The organism is Candidatus Dormiibacterota bacterium (genome assembly GCA_036495095.1).
Lineage (GTDB): Bacteria > Chloroflexota > Dormibacteria > Aeolococcales > Aeolococcaceae > CF-96.
Genome location: DASXNK010000021.1, coordinates 21,826 through 38,102, shown reverse-complemented (window position 1 = coordinate 38,102; position 16,277 = coordinate 21,826). Strand labels below are relative to the sequence as shown.

At 75.8% G+C, this 16,277-nt stretch carries 10 protein-coding genes; 6 read left to right on the top strand and 4 right to left on the bottom strand.

Going from position 1 to position 16,277, the window contains the following annotated elements; genetic code table 11:
• Positions 1-172 precede the first annotated feature (172 nt).
• Positions 173-2,212 carry a bifunctional 3-deoxy-7-phosphoheptulonate synthase/chorismate mutase gene (locus tag VGL20_01875; GenBank protein ID HEY2702415.1) on the bottom strand — a complete coding sequence of 680 codons (2,040 nt, stop codon included), beginning with the start codon at positions 2,210-2,212 and terminating at the stop codon, positions 173-175.
• 111 nt (positions 2,213-2,323) lie between these two features.
• Between VGL20_01875 and VGL20_01870 the strand changes: the two genes are divergently transcribed.
• From VGL20_01870 to VGL20_01855, 4 genes are all read left to right on the top strand, one after another.
• Positions 2,324-3,994: a serine/threonine-protein kinase gene (locus VGL20_01870; protein ID HEY2702414.1), complete on the top strand. Its 1,671-nt coding sequence runs from the start codon at positions 2,324-2,326 to the stop codon at positions 3,992-3,994.
• A gap of 114 nt (positions 3,995-4,108) precedes the next feature.
• Positions 4,109-4,993 carry a DUF6777 domain-containing protein gene (locus VGL20_01865; GenBank protein ID HEY2702413.1) on the top strand — a complete coding sequence of 295 codons (885 nt, stop codon included), beginning with the start codon at positions 4,109-4,111 and terminating at the stop codon, positions 4,991-4,993.
• Between the two features lie 46 nt (positions 4,994-5,039).
• Positions 5,040-6,458, top strand: a complete 1,419-nt coding sequence (locus VGL20_01860) for an alkaline phosphatase family protein (protein HEY2702412.1) — start codon at positions 5,040-5,042, stop codon at positions 6,456-6,458.
• Positions 6,458-6,967 (top strand): hypothetical protein, encoded by a 510-nt coding sequence (locus tag VGL20_01855; protein HEY2702411.1) that lies wholly within the window; start codon positions 6,458-6,460, stop codon positions 6,965-6,967. Before VGL20_01860 ends, VGL20_01855 begins: the two co-directional genes overlap by 1 nt.
• Before the next feature lie 7 nt (positions 6,968-6,974).
• Here VGL20_01855 and VGL20_01850 read toward each other — a convergent pair whose 3' ends face one another.
• Positions 6,975-9,329, bottom strand: coding sequence for an ATP-binding cassette domain-containing protein (locus VGL20_01850; protein ID HEY2702410.1), 2,355 nt, complete (start codon positions 9,327-9,329; stop codon positions 6,975-6,977).
• A 187-nt stretch (positions 9,330-9,516) separates the two neighbouring features.
• Here VGL20_01850 and VGL20_01845 point away from each other — a divergent pair, with 187 nt between their 5' ends.
• Both VGL20_01845 and VGL20_01840 read left to right on the top strand, forming a co-directional pair.
• On the top strand, positions 9,517-11,718 hold the full coding sequence (locus VGL20_01845) for a DUF6777 domain-containing protein (protein ID HEY2702409.1): 2,202 nt from the start codon (positions 9,517-9,519) through the stop codon (positions 11,716-11,718).
• Positions 11,719-11,839: 121 nt separating this feature from the next.
• A complete protein-coding gene (locus VGL20_01840; protein ID HEY2702408.1) occupies positions 11,840-13,711 on the top strand; it encodes a DUF6777 domain-containing protein in 1,872 nt (623 codons plus the stop codon).
• A gap of 19 nt (positions 13,712-13,730) precedes the next feature.
• Here the strand turns inward: VGL20_01840 and VGL20_01835 are convergent, their stop codons facing one another.
• Positions 13,731-14,861 carry a PLP-dependent transferase gene (locus VGL20_01835; GenBank protein HEY2702407.1) on the bottom strand — a complete coding sequence of 377 codons (1,131 nt, stop codon included), beginning with the start codon at positions 14,859-14,861 and terminating at the stop codon, positions 13,731-13,733.
• A gap of 70 nt (positions 14,862-14,931) precedes the next feature.
• Positions 14,932-16,125, bottom strand: coding sequence for a hypothetical protein (locus VGL20_01830; GenBank protein ID HEY2702406.1), 1,194 nt, complete (start codon positions 16,123-16,125; stop codon positions 14,932-14,934).
• Positions 16,126-16,277 lie beyond the last annotated feature (152 nt).

Sequence of the window (16,277 nt, the reverse complement as noted above, 5' to 3'; positions counted from 1 at the left end):
GCGGCGGCGTCGAACTCCGAGCAGCCCAGGGTGCCGGCGAGCGGCCCCGCCCGTCTCATCAGCAGCTTGGCGCCGGCCCGTGAGGGGGGCTCGCCACCGGTGCGCACCACGGTGGCGGCGACCACCTCCTCACCGCGGGAGAGGCTCTCCGCCAGCCGCTGCTCGACGCTGGTCACCCGGGGGGCACCGCGGGGACGGTCGCGAGGTGGCGCATCAGCGCCCCGAACTCGGCGAAGCTGAGGCTCTGGTCGGCGTCGGAGAGCGCCTTCTGGGGGGTCGGGTGCACCTCGATGAGGAGCCCATGGGCGCCCACCGCCCGGGCCGCCCAGGCCATCGGAGCCACGTAGGGCCGGTAGCCGGTGCCGTGGCTGGGGTCGACGATGACCGGGAGGTGGGTGCGCTCGCGGAGCACCACCACCGCGGAGAGGTCGAGGGTGTTCCGGGTGGCGCTCTCGAAGGTCCGGATCCCCCGCTCGCAGAGGATCACCTGCTGGTTGCCGTGGGCGAGCACGTACTCGGCGGCGCCGAGCCACTCGTCGATGGTGCTCGACAGCCCGCGCTTCAGCAGCACCGGCCGGTCGACCTTGCCGAGCTCGCGGAGCAGGTCGAAGTTCTGCATGTTCCGCGCGCCCACCTGGAGGATGTCGGCGACCTGGGCGAGCCGCTGCACCTGCTCGACCGCCATCACCTCGGTGATGATCGGCAGCCCGGTCTCGCGTCCCGCGGCGACGAGCAGCTCGAGCCCGCTCCAGCCCAGGCCCTGGAAGGCGTACGGCGAGGTCCGCGGCTTGAACACGCCGCCGCGGAGCACGTGGGCGCCCTGGTCGCGCACGAACCGCGCGGTGTCGCCGATCTGCTCCGCGCTCTCCACCGAGCAGGGTCCCGCCATCACCGCGAAGCCGGCGCCGCCGATGAGCAGACCGCCCGCCTGCACCACCGTGTCCTCCGCCCGGGACGCGCGGTCCACCAGCCTGTGCTGGGAGCGGCGCACCGGCGGGGTCTCGGCGACGACCACCGCCTCCAGCGTCTCCGCCGCCGACTCCTCCGGCCGCGCCCCGGGCAGCTGGCCCACCTGGGGGTGCTCGCGCAGCGCCTTGGCGGGATAGCTGCCCAGCACCTTGATGTACGGCGCCGACGAGCGCAGCTCGTCGAGGGCGGCCGCGGTGCGGGGCTCGGCGACGTTGCCCTCGAAGTCGAGGAAGAACATGTACTCCCAGGGCTTTCCCGGCCGGGGGCGCGACTCCAGCTTGGTCATCGAGTGCCCGCTGCCGGAGAGGATCTCGAGGCAGCGCAGCAGCGCCCCCTCCTGGTGCCGGGTGACCAGGATGAGGCTGGTCTTGCAGGGGATGCGGGGGTCGACCGTCGCCGGGCTGCGCGAGAGCACCACGAAGCGGGTGTAGTCGGACTCGCTGTCGGAGATGCCGTGGCGGAGGATGGCCAGCCGGTTCGCCGCCGCCGCCTCGGGCGACCCGATCGCGGCGGCGCCGGTGTCGCCGCCGCCGGCGACCGCGCGCATCGCCTCGGCGCCGTCCAGGCAGGTGGTGGTCGCCACCTGGGGCAGCGTCTGCAGGAACTGCGCACACTGCTCCAGCGCCTGCGGGTGGGCGAGGATGCGGCCCAGCGAGGCGAGCGGGACCACCTCGAGGGCGGCGAGGCAGTGGTCGACCTTCCAGGTCTCCTCGCCGACGATGAACACCGCCTGCTCGCGGAGCAGGGTGTAGACCTCGGTGATGCTGCCCGCGCTGGTGTTCTCGATCGGCACCACCGCGAGGTCGGCCTCGCCGGCGAGCAGCGCGGCGACCACGGCGCGGACGCTCGGGTGCCCGACCAGGTGTGCCTCCAGTCCGCGACCGGCGACGAACTTCTGGGCTGCGAGGTGGCCGGTGGTGTGCTCGCCGCCCTGGAACGCGAGCCGCACCCGGCCGGCGTCGTCGCCGGTCAGCTGTGCCGACTGCTGGGCGACGGCGTGGCTGATGATCTCCTGGAACACCCGCCGGACCAGGTTGGCGGACACCCCCAGCTGGCGGGCGGCTCCCTCCACCGCCTCGAGCACCCGCCGCTCCCGGTCGGCGTCCTGGATGGAGGAGGTGCCGTGCTCCTTGGCCCGGCCGATCTCGCCGACCAGGTCGAAGCGCTGGGCGATCAACCGGACGATCTCCGCGTCGACGCCGTCGAGGCGGCCGCGGAGGTCCTCGATCTGATCCGTGGTCACCGGTGCAGCTTACCGGCGAGGACACGCTACGCAGCCCCGGCCGCGACCGCTCGTCCAGGGGCAGCGCGCCGGCGGCGGTCCCGCGCATACGGTGCCGTATAACTCGACACCATGACGATGGCCCCGGGGCTCGGCGCGGAGTTCGCCGGCTATCGCATCGAGGCGCTCCTCGGGCGAGGCGGGGTCGGCCTCGTCTATCTCGCCGAGGACCTCAACCTGCCCCGGCGGGTGGCGCTGAAGATCCTCCGCGCCGAGTACGCCGAGGACCCCCAATTCCGCGAACGCTTCGTCCGCGAATCGCGGCTGGCGGCGTCGCTCGACCACCTGAACATCGTCCCGATCTACAAGGCGGGCGAGGCCGAGGGCGTGCTCTACATCGCGATGCGCTACGTCGACGGCACCGACCTGCGCAAGCTGCTCGGCGCCGAGGGGCCCCTCGACATCGACCGCACCCTCGGCATCGTGTCCCAGGTGGGCGGCGCCCTCGACGCCGCCCACGCCCAGGGGCTCATCCACCGGGACGTCAAGCCCGCCAACATCCTGGTCACCCCGGGCTCCGGCGGCGCCCCCGACCAGGCCTACCTGGTCGATTTCGGCATCACCAAGCGCACCACCACCGCCGGGTTCACCCAGGCGGGGCAGTTCGTCGGCACCCTCGACTACGCCGCGCCGGAGCAGATCCGCGGCGAGGCCGTCGACGCCCGCACCGACGTCTACTCGCTCGGCTGCGTCCTCTACGAATGCCTCGCGGGGGTCTCGCCGTTCCGGCGCCGCACCGACATCGACACCATGCAGGCGCACCTCTCGGCCCCGCGACCGCGGCTCACCGAGGTGCGCCCGGAGGTGGGGACGGAGATGGACAAGGTGGTGGCCACCGCGATGGCCCGCGCGGCCGACGAGCGCTACGGCTCCACGCTCGCGCTGATCACCGCGGCGCGCGCCGCCCGGGCCTGGAGCGGGGTGGACCGGCGCTCGCCCACCCGGCAGCCGCCCGGGCCGCTGCCGGTGGCTCCCCCCGCGGCGCCGCCTCCCCGGCGGTTCGGCCCGCCTGCCGCCGCGCCGGCTGCCGCCGCGCCCGCGGCCCCGGTCCCGCCGGTTCCGCCGGTTCCGCCGGCCGCGCCCGCGCCGGCTCCGCCGGCACGGCGCCTCGCCCCGGTGGCCGCCGGCGTCGCCGCCCTGGTCGGGGTGGGCGTCGTCGGCGTCCTCCTGCTGATGCACCGCGGCGGCGGCGCCGCGCCCGCCACCACGCCGCCGCCCACCGCCGCTCCCACCGCCACCGCCGCCCCGGCGGGTCTGCAGGGGGCGCTGCTGACCGTCGGGGACTTCGCTCGGGGATCGGTGGCGCCGGTGACCCCCGATCTCCCGCTCGACAGGGTGAGCTGCGGCGCCCCGCCCACCGGCGAGCTCGAGGAGCGCAGCGTGGCCTTCAACGGGCAGGGCGACACCACCGGGCGGGGCTACTTCAACGCCGCCGCCTCGTTCCCCTCGGACACCGAGGCGCGGTCCTACATCGAGGCCCTCGCCGCCGCGGCGAGGAGCTGCGCGGTGCGGCTTCCGTACGGGCCCGCGGCGCCGGCGCTGGGGGACGGCACCGTCCGGGTCCTGTTCCCCACCAGGCCGGGCGTCTCCGACCCCTTCGTCTTCGACGCCCTCTACATCCGGCGGGGCCGGGTGGTCTCGCTGGTGATGGTCAGCCGGGCCGGCACCACCGCCCCCCCGGCCGGCGACGCCGAGGCTTTCGGGAAACTGGCCGTCGCCCACATGGCCGCCGCCGGGGTGTGATCGGCGGTTGCCCCGGCCCCCGGCGGCGGCTATGCTCCCAGCGAGGTCGGGTCGAGAGGGGGCAGCGATGCGGGGCGGGTCCGCCACCGTGGGATCGGGGTCGCGATGAGCCCGATGCCGCCGAACGAACCGCAGGCCACGCGCGCCCACGTGCCGCCGCTGCCGCCGTCGCCGGTGGCGGTGGCGGTGGTGGGCCGCAGGGCGCGCCGCCGCCGCGGCCCCGGGGGAGCCGCGGTGATGCTCCCGCTCCTGGTGGTGGTGGTGGTGGGCATGGGCCGCCTCGCCGAGCCCACCGCCCACGGGCGCGGCGAGATCGTGCTCCAGCCGGCGAGCGCCGCGGGCGCCCATCCATTCACCGCCTCCCTGGCCACCGGCCACCCCGCGCCGACCCCGGCGGCGGCCACCACCGCGGGCGCGGTGGCCCCGGCCCAGGGCGAGGGCTCGGCGAGGGCGACGATCACCACCACCCGGGGCTCGCAGCCCGGCCTCTACGGCGGCGCCCGTGGCGCCGCGACCTGCGACGCCCAGCAGCTGATCACCCGCCTCCAGCAGCGGCCCGCGGTCGCCGCCGCCTGGGCCGAGGTCGAGAGCATCACCCCGGGTGACATCCCCTCGTTCGCGGGCGGGCTGACCGCGGTGGTGCTCCGCGGCGACACCCGGGTCACCGACCACGGGTTCCTCGTCGACCATCCCAACACCTCTCAGTCGGTGCTCGAGGCCGGCACCGCGGTGATGGTGGACCACTTCGGCGTCGCCAGGGTGCGCTGCGCCGGCGGCAGCCCGCTGACGCCGCCGGTCGCGGTGACGATCAGCCCCAGATACGTGGGTGCGCACTGGGCCGGTTTCGCGCCGGCGGGGGTGAGCGTGGTGACCGCGGCGACCCAGCCGCTGGCCAGCCTGGTGCTCGTCGACAGCGTCACCGGGGCGCGCTTCAGCCGCCCCGTGGGCACCGACGGGCGGGTGGACGCGGACGCACCGGCGGCGGCACCGGCGAGCTGACCAGCGCCCGAGCGCCGGCGGCCGACCAGAGAGAGGGAGGAATTCGATGAGCATGATGGACCGGCGCCGCTTCCTCGGCGTCGCGGGCGGTGCCGCGCTGGCCGCGTCACTGCCCTGGAGCCTGCCGCGGCTGCGCGCCGGCGCCGCCACCCGGCTGCCCGGCTCGCTGCCCTTCCCGGAGCGGCCGGCGGGGATGCTGCATCCCGACCTCGTCCCGGAACTGGCCAACATCGACCATATCATCATCGTGATGATGGAGAACCACTCCTTCGACAACTACTTCGGGATGCTGCCGCACCACGTCCCCGGCCTCGCCGGCCGGATCGACGGCTGGCCCGCGCTGGCCGCCGACGGCAGACCCGCCGCCGCCAACACCGACTCCAAGGGCGCCGCCTACCGCGCGTTCCCGATGCCCAACGGCTGCCAGCTGCAGGGCGGCCCGCTGCAGACCTGGGACGCCAGTCACATCAGCTTCGCCGGCGGCGCGATGAACGGGTTCGTCAACGCCAGCGGACAGGTGGCGATGGGCTACTGGGACCAGCGCGTCCTGCCCTTCGCCTACGCGCTCGCGTCGAAGTTCCCGGTGTGCGACCGCTACTTCTCGTCGACGCTCTGCCAGACCTACCCCAACCGCGTGTTCATGATGGCGGGCACCGCCGCCGGCCTGGTGACCACCGACACGCCGCCGCCGTCGGTCAGCCCGCCCAACGGCCACATCTTCCAGGTGCTCGAGGCCCACAGCATCTCGTGGGGGTGCTACTACACCGACGCTCCCACCCCCGGGCTGTTCGGCGCCGGCTTCACCGGCGCACGCTCCGGGAAGAACCTGTTCGGGCCCAGCGGGTCGCCCGACCGCACCGTCCAGGCCTTCCAGGCGGCGCTGGCCGCCAACAGCCTGCCCGCGGTGACCCTGGTGGAGGGCGGCTACCGCTGGTCGAGCGAGGAGAACCCGCAGGACGTCCGCGCCGGCCAGACCTTCGTCTCCGGCGTGATCCACGCCCTCTTCGCCGCGCCGGCGGTGTGGGCGAGGTCGCTGCTCATCTTCACCTACGACGAGGGCGGCGGCTACTACGACCACGTTGCCCCGCCGGCGGCGGTGTCGCCGGGCGACGGCACCCACCCGAACCTCAAGCCCGGCCAGCAGGGCTACGGCGACGACTACACCCGGCTGGGCTTCCGCGTGCCCACGGTGATCGTGTCGCCGTGGGCGAAGCCGGGCTTCACCTCGCACACGGTGTACGACCACACCTCCATCCTCGCCACCATCCAGCGCCGCTGGAACCTCCCCGCGCTCACCAGGCGGGACGCCGGCGCCGCACCGCTCACCGACTGCCTGGTGGCCTCCGGCCCGGCGCCGTTCGCCACCCCGCCGGCGCTGGCGGCGCCGCCGCCGGTCACCGAGGCGGAGTCGAGGAACTGCACCAATCCCGGTGCCGCGGGCAGCTTCCCGCCGGCGGGACGCTGATGGGCGCGCAGACCGCGGTCGGGGTGCGCGCGGGTGCACCGGCGGCGGTGCGACGCCTGGCCGCGGCGGCGATGGTGCTCGGCTCGGTGGCGCTGATCCTCGGCGCGCTGATGACCTGGGCGAAGGTGACGGTGCCGATCGCCGGCACCCTCACCCGCACCGGCATCGACAGCGGCGCCGACGCGGTCTTCTGCATCGTGGTGGGCGCGGTCGCCTGCCTGGTGGGGCTGCGCACCCTGTTCACCGGTGGCGCCCCGGCCGGCGCCACCGAGCGTGCGGTGGTGGGCCTGGCCGGCGTGCTCGGGGCGGTCTGCGTGGTGTTCGCGCTCGTTGCCGCGCAGCACATCGACGACCGCCTCGGCTCGATGATCGACCGCCTTCCCGACTTCGCACGCCGCTTCGTCAGCGGCGAGGTGGGCGCCGGGATCTGGGTGGTGGCCGCCGGCGGCGCGGTGATCGCCCTCGCCGCCCTCGCCCAGGTTCTGGCGCCGGCGCCGCGGACCGGATAGGGGACCGTCAGCCGAGCAGGCTGGGGTCGCGGCGGCGCAGCAGCATCGCGGTGGCGACCAGCTCGACGGTGACCAGGCCGGCGAGCCAGCCGGCGTCGGTCAGCCAGGTGCGGGCGTCGTGGTTCCAGCGTCCGCGGGTGTCGAACTGGCTGGGGCCGGCGCCCACCTGGGCGGCGGCGGCCAGCTGGTTGGTGTCGATGGTGGAGGCGAAGATGGCGTACCCCCACTGGGCGCTGGCGACATCGGCCACCTGGGCGAGCCCCGGCTTGTCGTAGATCTGGAGCTGGGGCGAGGTGAGCACCAGCTGGGGGACGAGGATGAGCGGGAGCAGGGTCACCGCCTTGTCGCCGTTGCGCACCAGTGCCGAGAGCATCAGCCCCAGCCCCATCGCCGCCAGGCCGGAGAGGGCGATGCCGGCGAAGATCTCCAGCCGGGGCGAGCCGAGCAGCGCGGCGTCAGGTGGCGAGCCCTGGCGGGCGGTGCCGATGAGCACCAGCGCCGCCGCCTGCAGGATGGTGATCGCCGACAGCACCACGACCTTCGACGCCACGTAGGCGGAGATCGACAGGCCCACGGCACGCTCGCGCAGGTACACGGGCAGCTCCTTGACGATCTCGCGGATGGCGTTGCCGGCCCCGAGATAGCTGGCGCTCACCGCGAGAAAGAGGCCCACCGACTGGGCGATGCGGATGGCCACCGAGGTGTCGGGATCGAAGCCGCCGGCGCCGTTGGCGAGCAGGATGATGACCTCGAGGATCGGCGCCTGGAGGGCGAGCAGCATCAGGTTGGAGCGGTCGCTGGCGATCACCGCGACGTAGCGGCGGGTCAGGGTCGAGAACTGGCGCAGCCAGCGGTGGCCCGGGGGTGGCGCCGGCGCCGCCTGCTGCGCCACCCGGTGGGGCACGTCCTGGCGGCGCCGCACGTAGCGCGCGTAGGCGGCGCTGCGCAGGAACCCGGTCTTCCAGTCGAGCTCGCGGCCCGCCTCGAGGTCGGAGAACACGTCGGCGAAGTCGGTGCGTCCGAAGTGCTCCAGCGCCTCCTCCGGCGGGCCGAAGAACGCGGTGCGCCCGCCCGGGGCGAGCACCAGGGCGCGGTCGCAGAGCGAGAGGCTCTGCAGGCTGTGGGTGACCACGATCACGGTCCGGCCGCCGTCGGCGAGCTGGCGGAGCAGGCCCATCAGCGCCTTCTCGTAGCCGGGGTCGAGCCCGCTGGTGGGCTCGTCGAGGAAGAGCAGCTCGGGCTTGGTGAGCAGCTCCACGGCGATGCTGGTGCGCTTGCGCTGACCGCCGCTCAGCTTGGAGATGACCAGGTCGGCGCGCGCGCTCAGCCCCAGCTCGGCCATCACCTCCTCGACCCGCGCCTCGCGGTCGGCGCCGGTGACGTCGGGGGGGAAGCGCAGCTCGGCGGCGTAGCGCAGCGCCCGGCGGACGGTGAGCTGGGGGTGGAGGATGTCGTCCTGGGGGACGTACCCGATCCGCTGCCGCATCTCGTCGTACGACGAGTAGAGGTCGCGGCCGCCGCACAGCACCGACCCCTCCTGGGCGGGGCGGAAACCGGCGAGGGCGTTGAGCAGCGTCGACTTCCCGGCGCCGCTGGTGCCGACCACGGCGAGGAACGAGCAGCGGTCGAGCGAGAAGCTCACCTCGTCGAGGAGCACGGTGCCGGCGTCGCTGCGCACCACCAGGCCCACCGCCTCGAAGCCGGTGCGGTCCTCCTCGACGTACTCCTGCAGGGCCCCGCCCGCGAAGCGCAGCAGCTGGCCGGCGAAGCTCACCAGGTCGTCGTCGGCGAGCCGGGCGCGGGTGATCCGGGCGCCGTTGACGAAGCTGCCGTTGTGGCTGCCGAGGTCGACCAGCTCCCAGCCGCCCGAGGCGACGGGGACCAGCTCCGCGTGATGCCGCGAGACCTGCAGATCGTCGAGGACGATCTGGTTGTCCGCCGAGCGCCCGATCCGCACCGTGCCGGTGGGCACCGGCTCGGGCCGCGGGGCCGGCGGCGTCTCGTACAGCCGGGTCGAGTCGCCGTCCAGCCGGGTGAGCGCGGCATCGACCAGCACGGTCTCGTCGCCGCGGTCGGGCTCGAGCTCGACGAGGACGCCGCTGGCGGGGTCGCCGAGCCGCAGGCTGACCGCCTCGACCAGCAGGAAGCTCGCCACCCGGTCGCCGTCCCGGAAGGTGCCGTTGGAGCTGCCGGGGTCCTCGACCCGCCAGTCTCCGTTCTCGGGCCGGAGCACGAGGTGGCGGCGGGACACCCGCGAGTCGCGGCAGCGGACCCGCGCCTCGGGTCCGCGGCCGATGATCACCGCCTCCGCGGACTCGACCAGCACCTCGTCGCCGCCCGCACGGATGCGGAGCCCCCTCATTCCCATCCCTCTCGGTCGTCGTCGGCGGGCGCCGCACTCGGGCGCCCATCGGCCGGTGCCGTCACCACTATACGGAGCCGCCGGGGGAGTCGCGGCATGGACATCGCGTCCGGCGAAAGTCATGATACGGACCGCGCTGATGTGGGCCCCGGGACGTGACGGGGCGAGGCGCATCGAGAGAGGGACGATGGGGAACGAGCCCGTGACGCGGCTCCTCGCCGTGCCGGCGGGCCGGCGTCCGTGGTGGGGCGGGCGCAGGCGACGGGCGATCGCCGGGGCCGCGGCCCTGGCGGCGGTCACCCTCCTGCTCGTCTCCACCCTCGGGTTGCCCGGCCACCCCGCCCGGACCACCGCGCAGGCGTCGGGGGAGATCTACCTGGCGCCGGCGGCGGCGGTGGGTGCGAACCCCTTCACCGCGTCGGTGATGGTCGGGCAGACCAGCGTGCCGCCCGCCACCGCGCCGCCCGCGCAGGCCGAGACGCCGCCGGTCGCCGACGCCCAGCAGCCGCCGGCCCCGCCCGCCGACCAGCAGGCGCCGCCACCGCCGCCGCCGCCGCCGGCCGCGGCGACCGTCGACGCCGCTCCTCCCACCGCGATCACCACCGTGAGCGGATCGGTGCCCCAGCTGTACGGGGGCACCGTCGGCAGCGGCGCCTGCGATCCCCAGCGGCTTGCCGACCTGCTCGCCGCCGCCCCGGACGTCGCCGCCGACTGGGCCTTCGCCCAGGGCGTCGACGCGACGGCGGTCCCCGACCTCATCCAGGGGCTGGCACCGGTGCTCCTCCTCGACGACGCGCGGGTCACCGATTGGCGCCGCGTCGACGGCCGCGCGGTCCCCCGCCAGACCGTGCTCGAGGACGGCACCGCGGTGCTGGTCGACCGCTTCGGGGCGCCCCGGGTGCGCTGCCTCAGCGGCGACCCGCTCGGCCCGCCGGAGGTGGTGAGCAAGGGGTCGCGCTTCGTCGGCTCGCCCTGGCCGCGGTTCCGCCCGGCGAACCTGGTGGTGATCGTCCCCGCCTCCGCGCCGCTGCCGCAGGTGGTGCTCCTCGACACCGGCAGCGGGCAGGCCTTCGCGCGCCCCGTCGGCGGCACCGGAACGTCGGACGTCGCCCCCGAGGCCTTCGCCGCCGACCTCCAGGCGAAGGCCGCGGCGGCGGGCGGCGGGCAGCCGGCGCCGGAGCAGCTGTTCCAGGCGCAGCCGGCCTCGGCGGTCCAGGAGGCGAGCATCAGCCCGCCGGGCGGCCCCCCGGGCGCGAGCGTGGTCGCCTCCGGGACGGGGTGGCCGGCGGGCGACCGGATCGCGATCGAGCCCTGCGTCGGCAGCCGGCCGGAGACCTGCTCCCTGCGGAGCGAGCTGGCGGTCCTCGCCACCGCCGACGCCGGCGGCGCCTTCGCCGGCGTGGTGATCCGCGTCCCCGCGACCGTCAGCCCCTCCGACTACGTCGAGTTCTACCTCCGCGACGTCAGACCGGGGCAGAGGCCGTACAGCTTCGACGTGCCCTGGTCGGTCAGCGGTGCGGCCTGCGACCACGACTGCGCCGCTCCGTCCGGCTGCCACCCGCCCTACTGCGACCCCGCCGGGAAGCGCGGCTGCCGGTGCTCCTCGCGCGCCGAGCCGGTCTGCGCCCTCGACAGCTGCGACCAGTGCCCGCCGTCGCGCTGCGCCCGCGGCCTGACCGCGCTCGCGACCCCGCACGCCACCCAGACGCCGCGACCGCCGCCCACCGACACGCCGTCGCCGCGCCCGAGCCAGCAGCAGATCCACGCCGCACCGGGCTCGTCCGGCTCGCCACCGGCCACCGGTCACGGGACCACATTGTCCGCGACCACGTCGTCGGGCACGCGGACCGGCACCGCCTCGGGGTCGCCGGCGACCGGGACCACCACCACGACCCGGACCGCGACGGCGTCGACCTCGACGTCGACCTCGCAGTCGCGCTCCACCCCGACCCCGGGTCCGAGCGGCCCGTCCCATCCCAGCCCGAGCGCGACGACGGGGACGCAGCCGCCGCGGACGTCTCCGACGCCGGCGTCGCCGACGGCGACCGCGCAGCCGTCGCCGCCGAAGCCGGCTCCGACCGCCACCGCGCAGCCGTCGCCGCCGAAGCCGGCGTCGACCGCCACCGCGCAGCCGACACCGCCGAAGCCGGCTCCCACCGCCACCGCGCAGCCGCAGCCGCCGCCGCCCACGCCGACCCCGCAGCCGAAGCCGCCGCCGCCGACGCCGACCCCGCAGCCGAAGCCGCCGCCGCCGACGCCGACGCCGCAGCCGAAGCCGCCGCCGCCCACCCCGACCCCGCAGCCGAAGCCGAGCCAGCAGTCCACGCCTGCGCCGCCGCCGCCGCGACAGGGTGGTCAGCCCAGGCCGGGCCCGAGCCCCACCCCGTAGCCGCAGCCGGCGCGGCTCCGCGAACGGCGGCGTGGACTCCGGTCCGCCCAGCGGTCATCATTCCGGCGGAGGGTCCGGGGCGCGGGTGGCGCGCTCCGCCGGCGACGACGCGAGAGAGGGGATGGCGGGAGACGGGCGGGGCCTCCGCGGGAAGGGGCTGGTGGCACTCGGGGTCGTCGCGGGCCTGCTCGCGGGTCTGCTGCTCGCCGTCGGCCTGCTCGGCCGCGGGGGTGGCACCACCGCGCAGGCCGCCGGCGAGATCTACCTCGCCCCCGCCGCCAGCACCGGCCCCAACCCCTTCACCGCCTCGCTGATGACCCCGGGGGCGACGTCCCTGCCGCCCACCCCGACGGCGGCGCCGCCCCCGCCCGCCGCGCCCCGCGACGCGGGTGCCGCGACGCCCCCGGTCGCCGCCGCCGCCACCGCGGCGCGCAGCGCCCCGGCGACCGCGCTCACCACCGTCGACGGGTCGATGCCGCAGCTCTACGGCGGCCGCGTCGGGGTCAGCCGCTGCGATCCCCGGCTGCTGGTGCGGGTGCTCGGCGGCGACGGCGACGTGGAGCGCGCCTGGGCGGTATCGGAGGGGATCGACGCCGAGGCGGTCCGCGACTTCCTCGACGAGCTCGTGCCCGCCGACCTCCTCGACGACGTCCGGGTCACCGACTGGCGCCGCGTCGACGGTCGCGGCGTCGCCGTCCAGGTGGTGCTGGAGCGGGGCACCACCGTGCTCGTCGACCACTTCGGCGTCCCCCGGGTGCGCTGCCAGAGCGGCGATCCGCTGACCCTTCCCGACCGGGTGCAGCGCACCGCGCGCTTCGTCGGCGAGGCCTGGGAGGAGTTCCGGCCGGCGACGCTCATCGTCATCGAGCCGGCGCCGAGGGTGCTCCCCACCCTGGTCCTGCTCGAGACCGGGACCGGGGAGGCGTTCGGGCGTCCCCTGGGCGGCGGCAGGCCCGACATCGACCCGCGGACGCTGGTCGCCCGGCAGGCGGAGCTCGGGGTGGTGGTGAACGTCGCCCCGCCGCGGTCCGCGGACGCGGTGCAGGAGCTGCGGCTCACGCCCTGGGGCGGCCCGCCGGGGTCGAGGGTGCTCGGCTTCGGCACCGGGTGGCCGGCGGGCGACCGGGTCCGGATCGAACCCTGCGTGGGCGGCCGGCCGGAGACCTGCGCGCTGCGTCCCGAGGCGGCGGTCTTCGTCGTGGTCGACCCCGACGGCACCTTCCGGGCGGTGGCGCTCGCCGTGCCCGGTGACGTGCGCCTCTCGGACTACGTCGAGTTCTACGTGCAGGACCTGCACGACGGCCACCGCGAGCGCACCTTCGACTCGCCGTGGCGGGTCGCCGAGGCCGAGTGCCGCGACGACTGCGGCCCGGCTCCGGGCTGCCACCCACCGTACTGCGACCCCGGCGACCATCACGGCTGCCGCTGCATGGTCCGCACCGACCCGGTCTGCCAGCTCGAGAGCTGCGACCGGTGCCCGGCCGATCGCTGCGCCGCGCGCCTCCGCCAGGAGCCGACCGCGACGCCGCGCCCCCGGACCGACTCGACCAGCAGCCACGCCCTCACCGGCTCCGGCGAGGCGAGCAGGGCGCTCGCCTCCCCGCAGCCGTCCCCCGGCGGGCGGCAGTCGACCGGCCAGGGCGGGCAGACGGCGCAGGCGTCCACGTCCTCGCAGGGCACCCAGACCACCCGCACCCACACGACGACCGCCCAGGCCACCACCGCCCAGAGCAGCAGCACCACCACGCGCACGACCCAGCAGAGCACCCGGTCGCAGGCGCAGACCACCTCCTCGACCACCCACGCGCCGCCGCCGCCACCTCCGCCTCCGACGCCGTCGAGCACGCCGGCGCGCTCCCAGACCACGACCCGGTCGAGCGCGCAGCCCACCCGCACCCAGACCCAGACGCAGTCGGCGTCGACCACGCAGGGGCCGCCGCCGCCGCCACCGCCGCACCCGACTCCGACGCCGGCTCCGCAGCCCGGCCACTGATCCGCAGGGGGCCCTGAGCTCAGCCGGGGCGGCTGGCCGCGAGCGCCGCGTCGAGGTCCGCGATGAGGTCGGCGGCGTCCTCGATGCCCACCGACAGGCGGAGGAACCCGTCCGGGCAGAGCGGGGCGTCGAGGTCGTAGCGTCCGCGCCGCTCCAGCGTCGACTCGGTGCCGCCGAGGCTGGTGGCGTGGGTCCACAGCCGGGTGGCGCGGCAGACCGCGTCGGCGCGCTCGACCCCGCCCTCGACCACCACCCCGACGAGGGCGCCGAAGCCGCCCTCGAGCAGGCGGGCGGCGCGCTCGTGCTGCGGGTGCGCGGGCAGCCCGGGGTAGTGCACCGCGGCCACGTCGGGGTGCCCGGCGAGCCGGTGGGCGAGCGCCGCCGCGTTCTCCATCTGCCGGCGCACCCGCACCTCGAGGGTGCGCAGGCCGCGCAGGGTCAGCCAGGCCTCGAGCTGCCCGGGGATGGCCCCGTCGCGGGTGCGCAGGCTGCGGATCGCCTCCGCGTCGGTGGCGCCGGCGGCCACCACGGCGCCGAGGACGAGGTCGCTGTGGCCGCCCGCGTACTTGGTGAGCGAGTGCACCACCAGGTCGGCACCGAGCTCGAGGGGACGCATCGTGCACGGTGGGGTGAGGGTGCTGTCGACCAGCACCCGCGCCCCGGCGGCGTGGGCGGCGGCGGCGCACGCGGGCACGTCGCAGACGGTGAGCAGCGGGTTGGTGATGGTCTCGAGGCAGCACAGCGCGGCTCCCGCCGACGCCGCCGACACCGCGTCGGTGTCGGCGATGTCGACGAGCCGCATCTCGATGCGGCCGGCGGCGTCGAGCTCGTGGAGGAGCCGCCGGGTGCCCGAGTAGCCGTTGTGCGGCCCCACCACCGCCGCGCCCGGCGGGACCGTGCCGAGCACCGCGGCGAGGGCGGCGACGCCGGCCGAGAACACCACCGCGGCCGCGCCCCCGTCGAGGTCGGCGAGGGTGGCCTCGAGCCGCTCCCAGAGCGGGTTGCGCTCGCGGCCGTACTCGTAGCCGCCGGGGTTGCCGTGCTCGAAGATCGAGCTGGGCACCAGCGGCGGCGCGATCGCCCCCGAGGCCGGGTCGGACCCCAGGCCCGCGTGCGCCGCCCGGCTGGCGAGGGCCCAGTCCGCGTCCATGGCCGGCCAACCTAGCAGGTCGCCGGCCGGCCGGGGCGGGGAGGGCGCCGGCCCTCCCCGCCCGTGGCCGCTAGCAGTGGGTGACCGCGAGCGTGTAGCTGCTCTTGGTCGTGGTGTTCGCGAAGGAGAGGCTCTCCACCACGAAGACCGAGGAGTCGGCGGGAAGGCTGGGCACGGTCACGGTGACGCTGCCGTGGGTTCCGCTGCGGCTCACCAGCGTCTGACCGTTGGCGTCCTGGATGCCGATCCGCATGCTGGTGGTGCCGGTGGCGCTGAGGGTGGCGCTGAGGGCGCCGGCGGCGACGGTGCGGACGTGCTTGGTGCGCGAGTCCGACCCGGTGGCCCGCCATGGCCAGGTGATCGTGGCCTGGCTGACGCAGGCGGCCGGAGCCGCGGTGCTGGTGCTGGTGGTGCCGCTGCTGGTGGTGGTGACGCCGCCCGGGGCGGTGCTGGTCGAGGTGGTGGTCGACGACGTGGTCGTGGTCGACGAGGTGGTCGAGCTGGAGGTGGTGCTGCCGGTGGAGGTGGTGCCCCCCGTCGTCGTGGTGGTGGTGCCGGTGTCGAAGGCGCACGACCACGGGTACGGCTGGCAGGCGCTCGCCTCCTGGGCCTCGGGGTAGCCGCAGTGCGTGCTCGGCGAGCCGGTGAGGTGGTCGTCGCTGTCGCCGTCGCCGTCGCAGCTGCCCGCGCCGAGCCCGAAGAGGTGGAAGACGATCGGGTCGGCGGCGCTGCCGGCGAAGCCGCCACCCGCGGGGGTGGTCAGGACGAAGCCGTCGGGATACACGTTGGTGACCGTCGCCTGGACCGAGCCGTTGGCGGCCACGGTGATCGTCGCCTCCTCCCTCTGGCAGGCGCTGCCACCCTGGCAGGCCGCATAGCCCTGGGGGTTGGCGACGTTCGCCGGCGGCGTCGTGACCACGTGCATCCTGTAGACGCCCGGCACCGGGACGCCGGCGAGGGTCAGGCAGCCGATGTGGAACGTGGCGCAGTTGCCCTGCTGCAGGGGGCAGGCGCCGGTGGCGACGCTGCCCTTGCCGGTCGCCGTGCTGGTGGCGGTGATCGGCGCGCCGAGGCTGCCTCCGCTCAGGCTGTAGCCGGCGCCGTCGAGCGCCTGCTTGCAGGAGTCCATGGTCTGGACGGTGATGCTGACGGTCGCGCCGGTCGCGGCCACCCCGCGGGCGCCCCCGAACACCAGCGCGCTCGCACAGGTGACGATGACCACCGCCGAGATCAGCAATCTCAACCGGTGCGTGATCGGTGTCATGGCAGGCTCTCCCCCCTCCGGGGACGCCGGTGGCGTCCCTCCCTTCCCTGCCATCTCAACGGAGGTCGTCCCGGAAACCTGCCAGACGATTCCCGATGGCGGGGCTCGCAGTCTCGCCATCGGGGTTGACGCGGCGATGACGGCGGCTGTGA

Bases quoted from the DNA above. Each gene is read 5' to 3' on its own strand.
- VGL20_01870 (HEY2702414.1), top strand. From the start codon at position 2,324: ATGACGATGGCCCCGGGGCTCGGCGCGGAGTTCGCCGGCTATCGCATC.
- VGL20_01865 (HEY2702413.1), top strand. From the start codon at position 4,109: ATGCCGCCGAACGAACCGCAGGCCACGCGCGCCCACGTGCCGCCGCTG.
- VGL20_01860 (HEY2702412.1), top strand. From the start codon at position 5,040: ATGAGCATGATGGACCGGCGCCGCTTCCTCGGCGTCGCGGGCGGTGCC.
- VGL20_01855 (HEY2702411.1), top strand. From the start codon at position 6,458: ATGGGCGCGCAGACCGCGGTCGGGGTGCGCGCGGGTGCACCGGCGGCG.
- VGL20_01850 (HEY2702410.1), bottom strand. From the start codon at position 9,329: ATGAGGGGGCTCCGCATCCGTGCGGGCGGCGACGAGGTGCTGGTCGAG.
- VGL20_01845 (HEY2702409.1), top strand. From the start codon at position 9,517: ATGGGGAACGAGCCCGTGACGCGGCTCCTCGCCGTGCCGGCGGGCCGG.
- VGL20_01840 (HEY2702408.1), top strand. From the start codon at position 11,840: ATGGCGGGAGACGGGCGGGGCCTCCGCGGGAAGGGGCTGGTGGCACTC.
- VGL20_01835 (HEY2702407.1), bottom strand. From the start codon at position 14,861: ATGGACGCGGACTGGGCCCTCGCCAGCCGGGCGGCGCACGCGGGCCTG.
- VGL20_01830 (HEY2702406.1), bottom strand. From the start codon at position 16,125: ATGACACCGATCACGCACCGGTTGAGATTGCTGATCTCGGCGGTGGTC.